Raw genomic sequence first — 19197 nt, 5'->3', positions numbered from 1 at the left:
CCTCTCTCATTCATTTCAGGAACAGGGATCGTCTCAGGTATGTTCAGGTTGCATGACTTTGCATAAGCATCATATCAATAATGAAAACAGGGTTTCTTGACCCCTGTCACCAAAATAATATTCCGTAATGAGCATTACTGATCGGCATTATATTCCGAACCGCCGAATAAATACCGACGCTTGAACGGCGGCGAAGCTGGTGTCCCCGAAGGCTTGGCAGCCAGCTGGGTGTCGTCCTCGGGTTGCGGCCGGAGTCCGGACAGGGCTTCGGCATTGCTGGCCGGTACGCTGTGCTGGCCCGGGGGCAGATAGGCCGGGGCGACCGGGATCCGGCTGCCGGTTTGCGGGGTTGCCAGCGGCTCGTGGTGTACCGGGGCCGGGGAGCGTAGTGCCGCAGCACTGTCGGATACGGCGGGGGTTAAGCCGTCGATGCGGCTCTGTTCTGTTTGGGGCTGCTTCGTTTGGGCCAGCTCTGTTGGGGTCACTCCCGGTCGGTTGAGCCGGCGCACGTACGGAGACACCTGGATCGCCGCCAGTTCCGAAGTGGCAGCGGTGGTGGCGATACCGAGCGCATCAAGCCAGTCAAAGATCAGGGTCGCCGGGACAAACTGACTATAGCGCCGGGCGGGGCGCAGGTTGCGCAGATCCTCGGGATTGTTGACGATCGCGACGGTGATCCCGACGATATCCCCGTACTGGTTGAACACCGGGCCGCCGCTCATGCCTGACATGACCGGGGCGTCGCTGAGGGAATACAGGCAGTCGGTGTTGGTATCAATCACGTCCTGAAGATATTTCCCCTTGCCCTTGATGGTGTTGCCGAGCAGTGAATGGCCGTGGTGCGAAACGGGTTGATCCGGGTAGATCAGTCCCCAGGTCGGAATAAAATCGGCGCGGCGGCGGATCAGTGACAGATCACAGAAGGGATGGTGGATCACCTCGAAATCCCACGACAGCCTGGCGACATGCTTGGCGGTGATCATGTACTGGTCATTGACGGGGACCGCGGAGCCGAATCCGCCCAGCAGCAGCGGGATGCCGACCACAACCATTTGGTTGGCTTGGTGGGGGTTGGCCGGGCTGACCGGCCCGTTACTCGTGACGCAGCTGGCCAGCATGCAGACGCTCAGGCACAGCCCGGTGCGTGAGGGGCGGTGAAATCGCTTCAGGTGTACCAACAACGTCATGCCGTGTTCCTCTGAATCTCAGGGGCCCGTTGTGTCCGGCCGGGGGAACAGGCGCATCCGCGCCGCTTATTTTGGAGTTATCAGGTACAAAGGTAGCGGGAGAGGCCGCGGGATTTCGCGTTAGAAATGAGAATGAAAAAACCGACTCACAGGTGAGCCGGTTTTCTTAGCTTGTTGACAAGGTTGCCGGGACAATCGGGCCGGTTAGTTACACTCGGTCACGATCTCGCGGGAGAAGACTTTTTCGCAGTATTTACACTTGAGCTGGACATCTTCTTTCTTGGTCCGCACGGTGAAGCTGCTGTCGACCGGCTCACCGTGGGTGATGCAGTTGGTGTTCGGGCACTTAAACACGCCGTGGATCTGCTCCGGCAGTGCCAGGGTCAGCTTTTTCACCACTTCGTAGTTTTCGATCTGGTTCACTGTGGCCTTCGGCGCATACAGCGCCAGCTGGTTGGCCTGCTCTTCGCTGAGGAAGGTGTTTTCAATCTTGATCAGATCTTTGGCGCCGAGGGCAGAAGACGGCAGGTTCAGACCGACGGTGACGCGTTGATTGGTGCTGTCCATTTTGAACAGCTTGAGCACCTTGATGCCTACGTTGGCCGGAATATGGTCGATCACAGAACCGTTTTTGATCGCTTCAACCTGCAGTTGGGTTTCTTTGGTCATGATGTTCATCTCCTGCTTAAATGGCTTCGTTCAGTACCAGGGCCAGTAGGGCTTGGCGGGCATACACGCCGTTTTCGGCTTGCTGGAAATAGTAGGCATACGGGGTCTTGTCGACATCCACGGTGATTTCATCGACCCGTGGCAGCGGGTGCAGCACTTTCAGGTTGTCGCGGGCTTCCTGAAGCATGTCGGCGGTCAGGATATAGGCCGCTTTCATGTGGGCGTATTCAGACTCGTCAAACCGCTCTTTCTGGACCCGGGTCATGTACAGCACATCGAGCTGCGGGATCACTTCTTCCATGCTGCTGTGCAGGCTGTAGCTGATCCCGGCTTCGTCCAGCTCTTCGCAGATGTAGTCCGGCATTGCCAGTACTTCCGGGGCGATGAAGAAGAAGTTGATGTTGTTGAACTTCGACAGTGCCTGGGTCAGGGAGTGGACCGTGCGGCCGTACTTGAGGTCGCCGACAAAGGCAACGTTGAGGTTATCCAGACGGCCCTGAGTTTCGTAGATGCTGAACAGGTCCAGCAGGGTTTGGGTCGGGTGCTGGTTGGCGCCGTCACCGCCGTTAATCACCGGTACGCCGTTGGAAAACTCGGATGCCAGGCGGGCGGCCCCTTCCTGCGGGTGGCGCATGACAAAGGCGTCAACGTAGGAGGAGATGACCTGAACCGAGTCGGCCAGGGTTTCGCCCTTTTTCGCCAGCGAGGTGTTGCCGCCGTTATCAAAGCCGATCACGGAGCCGCCGAGGCGCTGGATGGCCGTTTCGAAAGACAGGCGGGTGCGGGTCGACGGCTCGAAAAAGCAGCTGGCGACGACTTTGTTTTTCAGCAGCTCTGGATTTGGCGTTGCTTTCAGTTGCCCTGCGGTTTCCACAATAAGTTCAAGTTCACTTCGGCTGAGTTCCGGAATGGAGATGATGTGTTTTTGAAACAACGTATTCGCCATGGCTGCTATTCCCTATGATTAATTACTGAACACGATTCTGCACTGATGCTGGCTGCAGACAAAAAAAAGCCCCCTAAAATCAGGAGGCTCTTTTTTCAAAATGGTAAAAACAGAAAAACGGGACCAGCGCCGAGATTCGGCGGATTCGCGTCAGGTTGTACTGCGAAACGTGGTTCATTTTTCCGTGCCCTTTTGACAAATTGCGGAGGATTATACGCCCATTTTTTGTGAGCGCAAGCGTTTGCCAAAACTATTCACCGGGCGGAAATTTATGCATTTGGGCAAGAGAGAAAAGCGCATAACAAATGGCAACAACGGCTTGATATTCAGTGGTTTAACGTGGTTTTGTTCTTTGGGGGCGTGAAGAAAAATGCACCCGCCGGATCGGGGGACGGCGGGTGCATGGACGGTGGCGGGGCGCTTAGTTGCCTAGGGTTGCCACCATGACTGCTTTGATGGTGTGCATGCGGTTTTCGGCCTCATCGAAGACGATGGAATGCTCAGACTCAAACACCTCTTCGGTGACCTCCAGGCCGGCCATACCGTACTTCTCTGCAATTTCCTTCCCGACGGTGGTTTCGTCGTTGTGGAACGCCGGCAGGCAGTGCATGAATTTCACATGCGGGTTGCCGGTGGCTTTGATGACATCCATATTCACCTGATACGGCGTCATCAGTTTCACCCGCTCCTCCCAGGCTTCTTTGGATTCACCCATGGAGACCCAGACGTCGGTGTAGAGGAAGTCACAGCCTTGCACGCCTTCCTGCACATCTTCAGTCAGGGTGATTTTGGCGCCGGTCTGCGCGGCAATCTCGCGGCACTGCGCGACCAGAGCGTCTTCCGGCCAGAAGGCTTTCGGAGCCACCAGACGGATATCCATCCCCATTTTCGCGGCGCCGACCATCAGGGAGTTCCCCATGTTGTTACGGGCATCGCCCAGGTAGGCGAAGGTGATTTCGTGCAGTTGCTTGCCGCGGCCGTGCTCTTGCATGGTCAGGAAATCGGCCAGAATCTGGGTCGGGTGGAATTCGTCCGTCAGGCCGTTCCATACCGGCACGCCGGCATACTGGCCCAGCTCTTCGACGATGGCCTGGCCAAAGCCGCGGTATTCGATGCCGTCATACATGCGGCCCAAGACGCGGGCGGTGTCTTTCATCGATTCTTTGTGGCCGATTTGTGAACCGGATGGGCCAAGGTAAGAAACCTGGGCACCCTGGTCGAAGGCGGCAACTTCAAATGCGCAGCGGGTACGGGTGGAGGTTTTTTCAAAGATCAGCGCAATGTTCTTGCCGGTCAGGCGTGGCTGCTCATACCCGTTGTACTTGGCTTTTTTCAGCTCGGCCGACAGCTCGAGCAGATGTTGAATTTCGCGTGGTGTGAAGTCGAGTAGTTTCAGGAAGTTACGGTTGCGAAGATTAAAAGCCATGGTGTATTCCTCTCAATAATCGGTATCTCTCTGTCCCGGCCATGGCGATCCGTCTCAAGCCTGGCCGGTGCGTCTGTGTCATGTGTAACGTATTTGGGTGAATTTGTGAATAACTATTCTGTTATTCTGAAATAATATTTGTTCCGGCTTCACCTTTCAGGATATTCAGGCCGTCTTCCAGCGAGCCGATGCCGACCAGCTTGCCGCCCTGGCGAATAAATTCGCAGGAAGCCTCGATTTTCGGTCCCATGGAGCCGGCGTCGAACTGGTATTGCGCCAGTTCAGTCGGGGTGGTGCTGCGCAGTGCTTTCTGGGTTGGCTGGCCCCAGTCGAGGTAGACGGCATCGGCGTCGGTCAGGATCAGCAGGGCATCGGCCCCGAGCTGCTTGGCCAGGAAAGCTGCCGACATGTCTTTGTCGATCACCGCTTCCACCCCGACCAGCTTGCCGTTTTCTTCTTTGACCGGGATCCCGCCGCCACCGGTGCAGATCACCAGATGGTTTTGGTTAATCAGCGTGGTAATGGCCTCATCTTCGATGATGCCGGTTGGCAGCGGGCTCGGCACCACACGGCGGAAGTAAGGGCCATCCGGTTTCACGGTCCAGTGGTATTTTTCTGCCAATGTCCGGGCTTCGGCTTCGTCATAGACCGGACCGATCGGCTTGGTCGGATTGGCAAACGCCGGATCGTTCGGATCGACGCTCATCTGGGTCAGCATGCAGGAGATTTGCTGATCCGGCAGCAGGTTCTTCAGCTCTTGCATCAGCATATAGCCGATCATCCCCTGGGTTTCGGAGCCCAGTACATCCAGCGGATAAGGATTCACCTGCTTGTATTCCAGTCCTTGCAGGGCCAGCAGGCCGACTTGCGGACCATTGCCGTGAACCAGTACGACATTGTATTCGGTGGCGATATCGGCAATCGCTTTGGCGGCGGTCGCAATATTCTGCCGTTGGATATCAGCTTCCAGTGGCTCGCCGCGGCGGAGCAGGGCATTCCCACCGAGGGCGACAACGACGGTTTGTTTGGTCATGGGATCGTCTCTCTTCATCGTTTGGTCAGGGCCGGCAGACGTGGTGCCGGCCATCTTTTTTCGGGTTGACTGCTTTTGGGTTGACTACGTGTCAGGTTGGCGCCTGTCACGTTCCAATCCTCATGTGTTTCAAAACTGCAGCGCTTAAATACCGTCACGCTCGATTGGGCAACTCATGCAGCGTGCGCCGCCGCGGCCGCGGCCCAGTTCATCCCCCGGGATTGGCAGGACAGTTATCCCGGCCTTGTCGTATTTCTCGTTGGTGTAGACGTTCCGCTCGTAGCCAATGACCACGCCCGGTTTGACGGTCAGCACGTTGTTGGCATCGTTCCACTGCTCGCGTTCGGCTTCGTAGCTGTCGCCGCCGGTGGTGATCAGATTCAACTGACCGACGCCCAGAGCTTTTTCAATCGCATGGACGAAGTAGCCTTCCTCTTTGACGTTCACGGTGCCGCTCGCATCACCGGTCAGGCTCCAGCATTTGAGGTCTTTGCGCACCACTTCCGGGTAGACCGAGAAGGTGTCTTCCCGCATATGGGTCATCACGGTATCTAAGTGCATGCAGGAGCGGTGCTTCGGCAGCTCCATGGCGATGACTTGCTTGGCCTGGCCGTGTTTGAACAGGCTGGACGCCAGTTGCTCGACGCCTTGCGGGGTGGTGCGCTCAGACATCCCAATCAGGACAGCACCCTTACCGATCACCAGTACGTCGCCGCCTTCGATGGTGGATTTGTCGTAGCTCTTTTCTTCATCGCCGAAGTATTTGATGAAGTCTTGTCCGGCGAAGGTCGGGTGCCAGCGGTAAATCGCCCGCAGGTGGTTGGTTTCGCGCTGGCGGGCTGGTTTCGCCATCGGGTTAATGGAGACACCGCCATACACCCAGCAGGAAGTGTCGCGGGTAAACAAATGATTTGGCAGGGGCTTGATAATGAAGTCATGTGCATCGTACATGCTTTGCATCATCGAAGAGGACTGAATTGGAAGCTCTGCATAGCTCAGGCCGCCCAGCAGAATGGAAGCCAGCTCCTGATGCGGCAGATCGGCCAGGAAGCAGCGGACGTCATTGGCAAAACGCGGGCCCAGGCGAAGGTCGGAAACCTGTGTGCTCAGCAGCCAGTCTTTGGCTTCCGGGACGGCCAGGGTGTCAGCCAGCAGATTGCTCAGCAGGAAAACTTCGACGCCTTGATCGCGCAGGGTTTGGGCAAAGGCATCATGCTCTTCACCGGCACGTTCCACAGCCAGGACATCATCAAATAATAATTCATGACAGTTCGATGGGGTTAAATGCGTGAGGGCTCGTTCCGGACGGTGAACAAGAACGCGACGTAATTGACCAATTTCAGAACCTACGTAGAATTTACTCATGATCGTTTCTCTCTATTATTTTTCCAGGGTGACTGGTTTATTTGTAGGAGTTTTATTTCACGGTTTTTATTATTGTTCCGCTTTGTTTCTGTTATTCATTCTACGCTTTCAAACCTTGGGGTCTTAGAGGTGGGTCACAATTTGATTATTGTTTAAAGTGGCTGGAAATAGATTTTATTAACATTATCTATGCAGGTGTTATTGAGTTTCAATGACCGGGTATTTATGGGCGATTTGGCGATATTTAAATGCGGGGTTGAGTTTATGTTGTTGTTTTTGATTGGTTTTTATGGTCTACCTGATTGCGGGTGGAAGTTTATTCACTCTATTGCCACAAGCGAAAGTGATGAGCAGGATGAACTTATGCACTTTTTTTAGCTAGCTATATCAACCCCGGCTGAATATTTCTTTTTGATAACAAATATTTTTCCTTTTAATTTTTAACGAGCTGTTTTTGTAGTTTTTATACATGAATTAAATCGTGATGCTACTTCCGGGGATATATGGGTTTATTATTTAGCAATGAGTTTTTTATTTATTTCTGGGCTAATTTTTGGGGCGTATATTTTGGGGTTGGACTATGATTTTGGTGAGAGGGTTTTTGTCTTTATATTTGAGGTGTGATTTTTGAGTTGAATCTGACGAGATATTTCAGACCGGGGAAAGGATATAAAAAAACCGCCCGCAGGCGGTTTTAAGCTATCAATGTTCAATATTCGGGGTTAGAGCATCGCCCCGACACTGAGCATCGCCATGATCAGGACCGTGAGGATCCCCAGCAGCGGCGCCACCCATTTGACCCACCGGACATAAGGCACCCGGGCGATGGCCAGCCCCCCCATGACGACTGCGGAGGTCGGGGTCATCAGGTTAACGATGCCGGAGGCAGACTGATACGCCGTGACCACCAGCTCCCGCCCGACGCCGGCGAAATCAGCCAGGGGTGCCATGATCGGCATGGTCAGGACTGCGAGGCCGGATGAAGACGGTACCAGGAAGGACAGCAGGATCTCCAGCCAGTACATCACATTGATGAAGATCACCGAGGAGAGGCCGGTGACGGCATGCTCGGCCGAGTTCAGGATGGTGTCGGTGATCATCCCCCGGTCCATAATCACCACGATACCGCGGGCAATCCCGATGATCAGGGCAACGCCCAGCAGGTCGCGGGCCCCATCAATAAAGCTCGAAGTAAACTCTTCCTCACTCATGCGGGCAATCAGGCCGATGATGATGGTGGAAGCGAGGAACATGCCGGAGATCTCCGCCATCCACCAGCCAGCCACGGCGACCCCGTAGATCATGATGCCAAAGGACGCGGCAAAGATGGTCAGGATCACTTTGCGGGTCGGGGTGAACTCAAGCATTTCTTCGCTTTGGTTGCCGAGGAAATGGGCCCGGTTTTCTTCGAACTTGTCGTAGACGATGGATTTGCTTTGATCGGCGCGGACCATTTTGGCGTAGCGCATCACGTACCAGACGCAGATCAGCCAGCCGATGGCGAGGATGGCGACGCGTAGCAGAATGCCATCGGTGAACGGGATCCCGGCCGCGTTGGCCGCGATCACCGTGGCAAACGGGTTGATGGTGGAGCCCAGGGTGCCGATCCCGGCGCCCAGCAGGACCGTGGCTGCGGCGACCAGCGGGTCAAACCGGGCAGCCATCATGACCGGAACCAGCAGGGTATAGAAGGGCAGGGATTCTTCCGCCATGCCGTAGATCGTCCCGCCGGCGGCAAACAAGGCCATCAGGATCGGGATCATCAGCTCTTCCCGGCCTCTGAGGCGGGCGGTGACGCGCTCGATCCCGGCATCAATGGCGCCGGTTTTGGTTACCAGGCCCAAAAATCCACCTATCACCAGGATAAACAGGGAGACATCGATGGCGGCGGCTTCGTAACTGTTGTGGTCGTAGAAGCCGTCAATCGGGGCGAGCAGGACATCGACCACCCCTTGCGGGTTACTGTCGACCGGTTGGTAGGTTCCGGTGACCGGCACTTGCTTGCCCAGCTCTTCGTTCATCACCCGCTCGTATTGCCCGGCCGGGACAATCCAGGTCATCAGGGCCACCAGGGCAATCAGGGCGAACAGAATGGTGTAGGCGGAGGGGAACTTGAAGTTGGCAAAGAAGCCGCCTTTTTCTTCTTTGTGTACGGTTTGCGTCGTCATTGTCATCTCCTTACCGAGTGTGCCGCGGCACACCTCTGGTCATGTTGTGCGCCGGCCCGTTGACCGGCATGACAGTGCTCTCTGGATGCCAAAGCGGGTTTGGCCCAGTACAGATTGGGGTGCGGTTTGCCTGTGCCCGGTGCGGGTCAGGCAAGGGATCCGGTGGCTGGTTCAGCGATTGAGGGCTGAGCGCAAGCCGAAACGGACGTGTGCGGTTGAAGTCGCCTCTACGCTGACGGGAGCCGTTCGCTGCACCGCGGTGTTGCCAAGGGGGCGCCCTGGCAACACCGTGGGCTGGTCGGCGTCAGTACGCAGCGGAGGCGGCGCGGTAAGGATCGCCTTCGGCGACCGGGGCCAGAATGGAATTTTCTCATGATCGTATCTCTCTATTGTTTCACTGCTCACCGCTGAACGGCGAGTCTGCTTTTTTTGTTATCTGCGATGATTTTAAGCCGACTGATCCGGTTTAACTTTGGAGGGCTTCACACTTTTTTGCCGGACGAATGTGGCGGCAGAACCACCGATTGCGACGGTGAGGGTATTTTGAGGACGGTTGTGCGTGATTATGCTGTTGGGGAATGCCTGGCGAGGTTGGTTTTATGCAATCGGCCCTGTCGTTGCATGCTACCGGGTCAGGCCATGCGTCCCGAGCGGCGGCGCACCGGGATCTGGCTATGCTGTTTTGATGGGTAAAGATGGGGATCACGCCGGACGGGAAAGTGGTCGCCGGGAATATTATGCAGTTTGGCGTCCGGAAGCCGGAGGCGGAAAATCCGGTCTTTGTTTGATACATATCAAATTTGCCTGTCAGCATGGTAATTGGCGGCAATCCGTGCCATATTTGCGGAAAATTTTATGCCTAGCTGGAGTGAACCCATGACTTATGCTGAATTGATTGAAGAGCAGAAGGAAGAAACCCGCGAGATTATTGCGGCCCTGCTGGAAGATGGCAGTGATCCGGATGCCCTGTATTCTATTGAGCACCATTTTTCAGCCGATACGTTTGAAGAGCTGGAAGCCGCAGCGGTTGAAGCGTTCAAAATGGGCTTTGAAGTGATGGAAGCCGAAGAGCTGGAGCTGGCCCCGGAAGACGGTGGCGGCAAAGTGGTTTGTTTTGATGCTGTGATGGAATCTGCCCTGAATGCGGAGCTGATCGATGAGCAGGCGGCAAAGCTGATCCAACTGGCTGAAAAATACGAGATTGATTACGACGGCTGGGGGACTTACTTCGAGTCGGGCGAAGAAGATGAAGACGCGGAAGACGACGACGCGTAAGCTTCCGGGCGATTATCTCTGAATGTCAAAAAGCTGGCCCGGGCCAGCTTTTTTTGATCGCACCGCTCAGCGCTGGCGGCCTAGAACGTTTTCAGCATCCGCACTTCACAGGCGTCATGGCCGGTGTTGCCCAGCGCTTGCGGGATCCGGACAAAGCCAAGGGATTCATAAAGTGCGATGGCTTCGCTCAGATTGGCGGTGGTTTCCAGATAACAGCCGCGGTAGCCTTGCGCCCGGGCAAAACGCAGGGCCTGGACCGCCAGCTTGCGGGCCAGCCCCCGGCCGCGTAGTTCGGGCAGGAAGTACATTTTTTGCAACTCACACAGCGTCGCTTCCCCGGCCAGCGGGGCAATGCCGCCGCCGCCGAGGATCCGGTGCTGATGCTCAATCACCCAGTAAGCACAGCCGTCGCCCTGATAAACGGCGCTCATCTGATCCAAAGTCGGATCGGCAACCCCATATCCCTTGTCGGCGGTCAGGCCGTATTCTGCTGAGACCCGGCGAATGACCGCCGCCACAGCGGCATTGTCCAGCGCAGTGATGGGGCGGATCTGATAGCCGGCCTGTTTCGCCGCCGCCTGAATTGATTTGCTGTAACGCGACAGGCTCCGGCCCAGCAGCGCCACTTCATCGGTATCCATTTGTGCCAGCCATGCATCCACCTCGCGGTTGAGCACGCCGTGCAGTTGCTCAAGCTGCTGCGCGCCCTGCGGCGTCAACTGGTAGATCTGGCTGCGCCCGTCTTGCGGGTTAGGCCGGGTTTCGGCCCATTGCTGGTTGAGCAGGACTGCCAGATTGCGACTGGCGTTCGATTTATCCACTTGCAGCCGGGTGGCCATCTCGTTGACCGTGGCGGGTTGGTCGGCCAGCTCGATCAGGGTGTGGGCCTGGACCGGCGTTAAGGCCATATTGCCGCACTGGCCGTCCAGCATTCCCAACTGACGGACCAGCTGGCGGGAGAGTTGTCTCAGGGTGTTTGCGTCCATTCAGTACCTCATGGGCTTATTTGGTTGTGATTCGCAACTTAGTTTAGTTGTGTGTCGCAATTAGATCAAGCGGCGCAGGAAGCTTCCGGTGATCTGCGTACGCAAGTGGCTCTTATCCCTGTATTTTTCAATATCACTATGAGCATTGTTGCGCTTGTTGTGTGATAATTTCTGCTGGTTTGATTGGGGCTGGTTGGGCGGTACCCAGTCTTTTTTGTTCACAGTAGAGATCATAAGAATGGAAAATCAGGTTAGGTTTCACGGCCAGGGCAAGGAGTTCTTCGGCATCTGGATCGTCAATGTATTACTGTCGGTGGTTACGCTCGGGATTTATTCAGCCTGGGCCACGGTCCGCACGAATAAATATTTTTACGGCAACACCGAGTTGGCTGGCGATCGGTTTGATTATCACGCCACCCCAAAACAGATTTTGATCGGGCGGATCATTGCGATGATCTGTGTCCTGATCTGGGTGGTCGCCAGCCAGTTCTTCCCGCCGGTTGCGATGGTGCTGATGTTGGTGGGGGTTGCTCTGATGCCCTGGCTGCTGCGCAACAATGCGCGATTTGATGCCCGCATGACCAGCTACCGTAATGTGCGCTTCGATTTCGCCGGGACGCTGAAGGCCGCGTATGGCGTGTTCCTGGGCTGGCCGATCCTCTGCTACCTGCTGGTGGGCGGGGCACTATTTCTTTCCTTCTCGGTGGTGGTAAACAGCCCGGTGGCTGGCGGAGTACTGTTCCTGCTGACTTTCGTGTTGGCCTTTGTGATTTACGCCTGGGTGGCGTCACAGATTGCAGCCTACTACCTGAACGGTTACCGCTACGGCAACCGGGAGTTCCGTGCTGAGGTTGAACTCAAGGCGTATATCAAGACCTACTTGCTGGCCGGATTGCTGTGGGTCGGGATGACTGCGGTGCTGTTGCTGCTCACTTCGCTGGCCTTTGGGATCAATGCCCTGGCGACGTTCCAGGATCCGGCAGCGCTGGATGGCGGGATGTCGCAGTGGCAGGTGATGATTTTTGTCATCTACGGCCTGATGGCGCTGGCTGCAATGATCGTCAATGGCTTTATCCGGGCGCGGATCCGCAATTACCTGTTCGGCCAGGTGAGTATTGAGGGAGAGCCTGTGTATCAGTTGGCGTCGCGGATGACCGTGGCCGGGCTGGTTGGCCTGATCCTGAGTAATGTGCTGTTGTTGATCGTCACGCTGGGTCTGGCCCGGCCTTGGGTCAAAGTGAGAACCGCGCGTTACCTGGCCGGGGTAACTTATGTCATCGGCGATCTGGCGCTGTTGCAGGCCGAAGGTAAAGAGATGGCACAAGGTGCTGCGATTGCCGATGAAGTGGCGAATGCCTTTGATCTTGGGGTCGGGATCGGATGAGTTGGCGCGGCTTTTGCCATCCGCCGAACAGTGCCAGTAAGCTCGATGCCGAGCTGACGCTGTTGCCGCAGCAGCAGCTCCGTCTGTGCTGCGATGCCGGGAGTTGGGATTGGCCCATCTCCCGGGTCGACATGACCCCGTCGCTCGGCCGGTTGCCGCTGACCCTGACGTTCCCTGACGGGCACCAGTTTATTCCACAGGACAGCCAGGCGCTGGCTGCGGCCCTGAAAGGGGCCCGGCGGGGCAACCGGCTGCATTGGTGGGAGCGACACTGGCTGGCCATCGGCGGCAGTGTGCTGGCCGTGGCCTTGCTGATGGTGCTGATGTTCAGCCATGGCCTGCCGGGGCTGAGCCGCGTACTGGTTCATCTGCTGCCGGAAGCGGTGGCAGCTCATGTCGGGGAGCAGACGCTGGCGGCGCTGGATGAACATCTGCTCCAGCCGACGGCACTCAGTGAGGCACGCCAGCAAGAGCTGCACCAGCAGTTTGTCACACTGGTGGCACAGGTGCCGCCGACCCCGGTGGTTCCCCGGTTGCAGCTCCGGCGCTGGGAGGCCGGGCCGAATGCACTGGCCCTGAGCGACGGGACGATCGTGGTGATGGATTCCTTGGTGACACTGGCCGACACGCCGGCGCAGCTCAACAGCATTTTGCTGCATGAGCTGGGCCATCTGGAATACCAGCATGTCATGACATCCCTGGTGCGCTCGGCACTGATCTCCACCGCTGTGGCGCTGATGACGGGCGAAAGTACCGGACTGGCGGATAACTTTCTGGGCGGCGGGGTGTTTATCCTGACTCAGGGCTATTCCCGGGCGGATGAGGCCGAGGCCGATACTTATGCGCTGGCGCAGATGCAGCGGGTGTATGGCAGCGTGACGCCGATGCAGCAGATGTTTGAGCGTCTGGAAGCGGCGACCGCATGGAAAGATGGGCCGGAATGGCTCAGTACCCATCCGGGCATGCAGCACCGGCTTGACGCGATTGCTGCGGCCGCTGAAGCGCAGTCGCGCTGAGATCTGCAATGTAGATTGTGATGCCGGATAAGGCCGGCCCGTGAATTGCGGGTCGGCCTTTTATTTTTTGATGGACGAGGCACCACTGAGCTAGTGATGGCAGGCGAAGCCGTTGAGCGGGTGGACTTGCCGGGCTTCCCGGCGCTGCCACAGACGCTCATGGGCATAGTAGGCCAGGGTGTTGATGGCCGGTTCGATCATCGCCATCAGGCTGCCGATCAGCACATCGCCGGTCAGCAGGTAGACCACGGTGAAGGCGACACTGAAGTGGACCGCGGCGAAGCTGAGGGTTTTACGACCCGGGTTGCTGAACTGTGAGCGTTTCAGCGGCGCCCATTGCCAGACTTTTTCGTGAAAGTAGAAGGCAACGGTGTTGACCATCGGCTCGATCATTGCCATCAGGCTGCCGAGAATGAGATCGCCGGTCAGCAGGTAGGCGACACTCAATGCAACAGTAAAATGAATCGCGGCAAAACTCAGGGTCTTTTTCATCACGGCTTCCTCGTTTGGATACCCTGAGTATTGCGAATGATTATCAATAGTGAAAGTTGATTGTTACTATTAAATTGATAGTTGAAGGCTATCATCTGTTTGTGAAGGAATCACAGTCGGGACATGGCCGTGAAGGAATTGCAGTGAAGGAATCGCAGGGAGGGACTGGTCGTGATGGCCTGGCGACCAGGATGCAGAAGCAGGGATTGAACATCTGAGCAGCGAAGCCGGAAAAAAGAAAAGGCTGACGAATGCTCGTCAGCCTTGATCGGTTTGGCAAGACCCGCCTGCGTTCGGCGGATCTGTCCGAGAGAGCTTACAGCGCCGCGATGGTCGCCTGCTGCTCTGCCAGTTTCACCAATGTTTCTTTGTAGCCGTCCAGCTTCTCACGCTCTTTGGCAACCACGGCTTCCGGCGCTTTGGCGACGAAGCCTTCATTGCCCAGTTTCCCTTCGATGCGTTTGATCTCGCCTTCGGTCTTCTGGATTTCTTTCGCCAGGCGGTCAAGCTCAGCGTCTTTGTCGATCAGACCGGCCATTGGGATCATCAGCTCAGACTTGCCAACCAGCGCCGTAGCACAGGCCGGGGTTGCTTCGCCGGCGGCCAGCACACGGATATCTTCCAGTTTCGCCAGGGACACCAGTACGGCCTTGTTGGCTTCCAGACGCGCTGCGTCTTTGTCATCTGCGGCTTTCATCATCACATCCAGCGGCTTGCTCGGTGCGATGTCGTACTCGGCACGCAGGTTACGGATGCTGGTGATGAAGCTCTTCACCCACTCAATATCCGCCAGGGCCTCGGCATTGAAGTTGGCTTCGTCGTACTGCGGCAGCGCCTGCAGCATAATGGTGTCGCCTTCAACACCGTCTACCAATGGCTTGACGCTCTGCCAGATGGTTTCGGTGATGTACGGGATCACCGGGTGGGCCAGACGCAGCGTCTTCTCCAGCACGGTGATCAGGGTACGGCGGGTTGCACGTTGCTGCGCTTCGCTGCCTTTCCACAGGACCGGCTTGGTCAGCTCCAGGTACCAGTCACAGAACTGGTTCCAGATGAACTCATAGATAGTGTTCGCCGCCATATCGAGACGGAAGTTTTCAATGTGGGCATTGAAATCTTTCGCGGCCAGTTCGAACTGAGATTCGATCCACTGGTCTGCCAGTGAGTATTCCAGCTCGGCACCTTCGGCGAAGCCGCAATCCTGATCTTCGGTGTTCATCAGCACGTAGCGGCTGGCGTTCCACAGCTTGTTACAGAAGTTACGGTAACCTTCCAGGCGCTTCATGTCCCAGTTGATGTCACGGCCGGTCGAAGCCATGGCTGCCAGCGTGAAACGCAGGGCGTCAGTCCCGTATGGTTCAATCCCGTTCTCAAACGTCTTGCGGGTGTTCTTCTCGATCTTGGCGGCCAGCTGTGGCTGCATCATGTTGCCGGTGCGTTTTTCGACCAGCGACTCCAGATCGATGCCGTCGATCATGTCGATTGGATCCAGCACGTTCCCCTTGGATTTCGACATTTTGTCGCCGTTTTCATCACGGATCAGGCCGGTCATGTAAACGGTCTTGAACGGTACCTGCGGTTTGCCGTTTTCATCTTTCACGAAGTGCAGCGTCATCATGATCATGCGCGCAACCCAGAAGAAGATGATGTCGAAACCGGACACCAGCACATCCGACGGGTGGAAGGTCTTCAGGGCCTCGGTGTTTTCCGGCCAGCCTTGGGTGCCGAAGGTCCACAGTGCAGAGGAGAACCAGGTATCCAGTACGTCATCGTCCTGGCGCAGCACCACAACCGGTGCCAGGTTGTTTTGCTCACGCACTTCTGCTTCGGTGCGGCCGACGTAGACGTTGCCGTCATTGTCGTACCAGGCCGGGATCCGGTGGCCCCACCACAGCTGACGGGAAATACACCAGTCCTGCACGTCACGCATCCACGCGAAGTACATGTTTTCGTACTGCTTCGGTACGAACTGGATGTCGCCGTTCTCGACTGCTTCAACTGCAGGCTTGGCCAGCGGCGCCGTGCGGACGTACCACTGATCGGTCAGCATCGGTTCGATCACCACACCGCCACGGTCGCCGTAAGGCACGGTCAGGTCGTGATCTTTAATTTCGTCCAACAGGCCCAGGGTATCAAACTCTGCCACGATGGCTTTCCGCGCGGCAAAACGCTCTAAGCCGTGGTAACTGGCTGGCAGCGCTGCGCTGTAGGCATCGCTTGGCTCGCCATTGGTGGTGAAGACTTCCGCGGTATCGCGAATGTTGGCATCCAGGGTCAGGATGTTGATCATCGGCAGGCTGTGACGCTTACCAACTTCGTAGTCGTTGAAATCGTGCGCCGGAGTGATTTTCACACAGCCGGTGCCTTTTTCCATGTCCGCGTGCTCGTCACCGACGATTGGGATACGACGATCGACGATTGGCAGGATGATTTCTTTACCAATCAGATCTTTATAGCGCGGATCTTCCGGGTTCACGGCCACACCGGTATCACCCAGCATGGTTTCCGGACGCGTCGTCGCGACCACAATGTAGTCTTTGCCTTCCGCAGTTTTCACGCCGTCGGCCAGCGGGTAGCGGAAATGCCACATGTGGCCTTTCTTGTCTTTGTTTTCCACTTCCAGATCGGAAATCGCGGTGTGCAGTTTCGGATCCCAGTTCACCAGACGCTTGCCACGGTAGATCAGATCTTCTTCGTACAGGCGTACGAAAACTTCCTGAACGGCGTTTGACAGGCCGTCATCCATGGTGAAGCGCTCGCGATCCCAATCGACCGAGGCGCCCAGGCGACGCAGCTGTTTGGTGATCGTGCCACCAGACTCGCCTTTCCATTCCCAGATTTTGTCGATGAAGGCATCACGACCGTAATCGTGCTTGGTTTTGCCCTCTTCGGCGGCAATTTTACGCTCCACAACCATTTGAGTGGCGATACCGGCGTGGTCGGTACCGACCTGCCACAGGGTGTTTTTGCCTTTCATACGCTCACAGCGGATCAGGGTATCCATGATGGTATCCTGGAACGCGTGGCCCATGTGCAGGCTGCCCGTGACGTTTGGCGGTGGGATCATGATGCTGTAGGCATCTTTCGTCGTATCACCGTGAGGCTTGAAGTAGCCAGCCTCTTCCCAGCGCTGATACAGCGCTTTTTCAATTGATTGTGGGTTGTATGTCTTTTCCATAGCGCTCTTAGAAGGATCTATATGGGAATTAGGGCGTCTCAGGGGCAGCGGCGGTCTGAAGCTGAATACCGGCAAGCCGGTAGGCCTTATAGCGTTCGCGGGCCTGCTGCTTGAGTTTTTCATCGCAAGGAACGAAGTCTACCACTTGTGAGAAGGTAACAGCAAAATTTGGTGCATCCTGACTCAAATTTATCAGCACGCTCCTTCGTCCGCTGTGGCGTAACCCCGGCCAGCCGATTTCTACCGGCGATCCGCCGCGCGGGCCTTCACCCACCAGGTTATGCGGGACGAAGTTATCCGGCTCTTGCTGCCACAGATACTCATCGATTTGCTCGGCCTGCGCTTTAGAGGCGGCCAGCAGGTAAACCTTGTGCCCCTGTTGATAACTCAATGCTGCCTGATGGCAGGCAAAATGCAGCGGATAGTCGCGATCCGTGGCGTTTCGGCTGTCATCGATAATATAAAAAGTAGCATGAGTCATTGCGGTTGCTCTCAAAAAGAAAGGGGCCGTATCGGCCCCTGGGTGTCATCTTATTCGACGTTTTCCTGGCCGGCACGGTTAAGCAGGAACTGGACCAGCAGCGGGACCGGACGGCCCGTCGCGCCTTTCTCTTTCCCGCCTTTCCAGGCTGTCCCGGCAATATCCAGGTGTGCCCAGTTGTACTTCTTGGTAAAGCGGGACAGGAAGCAGCCGGCCGTGATGGTGCCGGCACCCGGAGAGCCCAGGTTCGCCATATCGGCAAACGGGCTGGCTAGTTGCTCCTGGTATTCATCGCTCATCGGCAGGCGCCATGCACGGTCACCGGCTTGCTCAGAGGCATTGATCAGCTCGTGCGCCAGCGGGTTGTGGTTGGCGATCAGGCCGCTGATGTGGTTGCCCAGCGCCACCACGCAGGCACCGGTCAGGGTGGCGACATCCACCACGCAGTCCGGTTCGAAGCGCTCGGCATAAGTCAGCGCGTCACACAGCACCAGGCGGCCCTCGGCGTCGGTATTCAGGACTTCGACGGTCTGGCCGGACATGGTGGTCAGGATATCGCCCGGACGGTAGGCATTGCCCCCCGGCATGTTTTCACAGCCGGCCAGGATGCCGACGACGTTGATCGGCAGGTTTAGCTTGGCCAGCGACTTCATGGCGCCGAAGACGGTTGCCGCGCCGCACATGTCGTATTTCATCTCATCCATGTTGGCGGACGGCTTGATGGAGATACCGCCGGAGTCGAAGGTCAGGCCCTTCCCGATCAGTACCACAGGTTTCGCGTCCGGATCCGGGCTGCCTTTGTACTCAATGACTGACATCATGGCTTCGTTTTTAGAGCCCTGACCGACAGCCAGGTAAGAGGTCATGCCCAGCGCTTGCATCTCCTGCTCGCCGATGATTTTGGTGCTGACGGTTTCGAAATCGTCGGCCAGGCGGCGGGCCTGGGAGGCCAGGTAAGCCGGGTTGGCGACGTTTGGCGGCATGTTGCCCAGATCTTTACCGGCTTTCACCCCGGAGGCCACGGCCAGACCGTGCGAGATCGCACGCTCGCCCAGTGACAGCTCACGACGGGTCGGCACATTGAACACCAGCTTACGCAGCGGGCGGCGGGTTTCCGGCTTGCTGCTCTTGAACTGGTTGAAGGTGTACAGGCTGTCTTTGGTGGTTTCGACGGCCTGGCGGACTTTCCAGTAGGTATCGCGGCCTTTCACGTGCAGCTCAGTCAGGAAGCACACCGCTTCCATGGAGCCGGTTTCGTTGAGGGTGCTGATAGTCTTCTTGATGATCTGCTTGTACTGGCGTTCGTCCAGCTCACGCTCTTTCCCACAACCAACCAGTAATACACGCTCAGATAATACATTGGGGACATGGTGAAGCAGCAGCATTTGGCCCGGCTTACCTTCCAGGTCGCCACGGCGCAGTAGCGAGCTGATATAGCCGTCACTGATTTTATCAAGTTGCTCAGCAATTGGAGAGAGGCGGCGTGGTTCGAAGACGCCGACGACGATACAGGCACTGCGCTGTTTCTCCGGGCTACCACTTTTTACACTGAACTCCATGCGTACTCCTACATCCTATAAAGACAATTAAA

15 protein-coding genes are annotated in these 19197 nt (G+C 56.7%); 3 read left to right on the top strand and 12 right to left on the bottom strand.

Features of this window, described 5'->3' with window-relative positions; translation table 11 throughout:
* Window positions 1-134: 134 nt before the first annotated feature.
* The 7 genes from NH461_RS14335 to NH461_RS14305 form a co-directional block, all read right to left on the bottom strand.
* Window positions 135-1187, bottom strand: coding sequence for a serine protease (locus tag NH461_RS14335; protein WP_261600996.1), 1053 nt, complete (start codon window positions 1185-1187; stop codon window positions 135-137).
* Between the two features lie 204 nt (window positions 1188-1391).
* The gene (gene pyrI / locus NH461_RS14330; protein WP_261600995.1) at window positions 1392-1856 is read right to left on the bottom strand and encodes an aspartate carbamoyltransferase regulatory subunit; all 465 of its coding nucleotides are present in this window, start codon (window positions 1854-1856) and stop codon (window positions 1392-1394) included.
* Between the two features lie 16 nt (window positions 1857-1872).
* Window positions 1873-2802, bottom strand: a complete 930-nt coding sequence (gene pyrB, locus NH461_RS14325) for an aspartate carbamoyltransferase (protein WP_261600994.1) — start codon at window positions 2800-2802, stop codon at window positions 1873-1875.
* Between the two features lie 421 nt (window positions 2803-3223).
* The gene (locus NH461_RS14320) at window positions 3224-4228 is read right to left on the bottom strand and encodes an ornithine carbamoyltransferase (RefSeq protein WP_261600993.1); all 1005 of its coding nucleotides are present in this window, start codon (window positions 4226-4228) and stop codon (window positions 3224-3226) included.
* Window positions 4229-4349: 121 nt separating this feature from the next.
* A complete protein-coding gene (arcC, locus tag NH461_RS14315) occupies window positions 4350-5261 on the bottom strand; it encodes a carbamate kinase (protein ID WP_261600992.1) in 912 nt (303 codons plus the stop codon).
* 144 nt (window positions 5262-5405) lie between these two features.
* Window positions 5406-6626, bottom strand: a complete 1221-nt coding sequence (gene arcA / locus NH461_RS14310) for an arginine deiminase (RefSeq protein ID WP_261600991.1) — start codon at window positions 6624-6626, stop codon at window positions 5406-5408.
* A 722-nt stretch (window positions 6627-7348) separates the two neighbouring features.
* Window positions 7349-8794 (bottom strand): YfcC family protein, encoded by a 1446-nt coding sequence (locus NH461_RS14305; RefSeq protein WP_261600990.1) that lies wholly within the window; start codon window positions 8792-8794, stop codon window positions 7349-7351.
* 876 nt (window positions 8795-9670) lie between these two features.
* Here NH461_RS14305 and rraB point away from each other — a divergent pair.
* On the top strand, window positions 9671-10069 hold the full coding sequence (rraB, locus tag NH461_RS14300; protein ID WP_261600989.1) for a ribonuclease E inhibitor RraB: 399 nt from the start codon (window positions 9671-9673) through the stop codon (window positions 10067-10069).
* Between the two features lie 80 nt (window positions 10070-10149).
* Here rraB and NH461_RS14295 read toward each other — a convergent pair whose 3' ends face one another.
* Window positions 10150-11055: a bifunctional helix-turn-helix transcriptional regulator/GNAT family N-acetyltransferase gene (locus NH461_RS14295; protein WP_261600988.1), complete on the bottom strand. Its 906-nt coding sequence runs from the start codon at window positions 11053-11055 to the stop codon at window positions 10150-10152.
* A gap of 238 nt (window positions 11056-11293) precedes the next feature.
* Here NH461_RS14295 and NH461_RS14290 point away from each other — a divergent pair, with 238 nt between their 5' ends.
* Window positions 11294-12439, top strand: coding sequence for a YjgN family protein (locus NH461_RS14290; RefSeq protein WP_261600987.1), 1146 nt, complete (start codon window positions 11294-11296; stop codon window positions 12437-12439).
* Window positions 12436-13455 (top strand): M48 family metallopeptidase, encoded by a 1020-nt coding sequence (locus tag NH461_RS14285; RefSeq protein ID WP_261600986.1) that lies wholly within the window; start codon window positions 12436-12438, stop codon window positions 13453-13455. Before NH461_RS14290 ends, NH461_RS14285 begins: the two co-directional genes overlap by 4 nt.
* 90 nt (window positions 13456-13545) lie before the next feature.
* Here NH461_RS14285 and NH461_RS14280 read toward each other — a convergent pair whose 3' ends face one another.
* The 4 genes from NH461_RS14280 to pepA form a co-directional block, all read right to left on the bottom strand.
* Entirely contained in the window at window positions 13546-13947 is a 402-nt protein-coding gene (locus NH461_RS14280) for a DUF2061 domain-containing protein (RefSeq protein WP_261600985.1), read from the bottom strand.
* A gap of 316 nt (window positions 13948-14263) precedes the next feature.
* A complete protein-coding gene (locus NH461_RS14275) occupies window positions 14264-17125 on the bottom strand; it encodes a valine--tRNA ligase (protein ID WP_261600984.1) in 2862 nt (953 codons plus the stop codon).
* A 28-nt stretch (window positions 17126-17153) separates the two neighbouring features.
* On the bottom strand, window positions 17154-17606 hold the full coding sequence (locus tag NH461_RS14270; RefSeq protein WP_261600983.1) for a DNA polymerase III subunit chi: 453 nt from the start codon (window positions 17604-17606) through the stop codon (window positions 17154-17156).
* Window positions 17607-17656: 50 nt separating this feature from the next.
* Entirely contained in the window at window positions 17657-19165 is a 1509-nt protein-coding gene (gene pepA, locus NH461_RS14265) for a leucyl aminopeptidase (protein ID WP_261600982.1), read from the bottom strand.
* Between the last annotated feature and the right edge of the window lie 32 nt (window positions 19166-19197).

Origin of the sequence: Photobacterium sp. TY1-4 (assembly GCF_025398175.1) — a bacterium.
GTDB lineage: Bacteria > Pseudomonadota > Gammaproteobacteria > Enterobacterales > Vibrionaceae > Photobacterium.
Note: the sequence above shows the minus strand (reverse complement) of the source record. Positions and strands in the feature narration are given on the sequence as shown.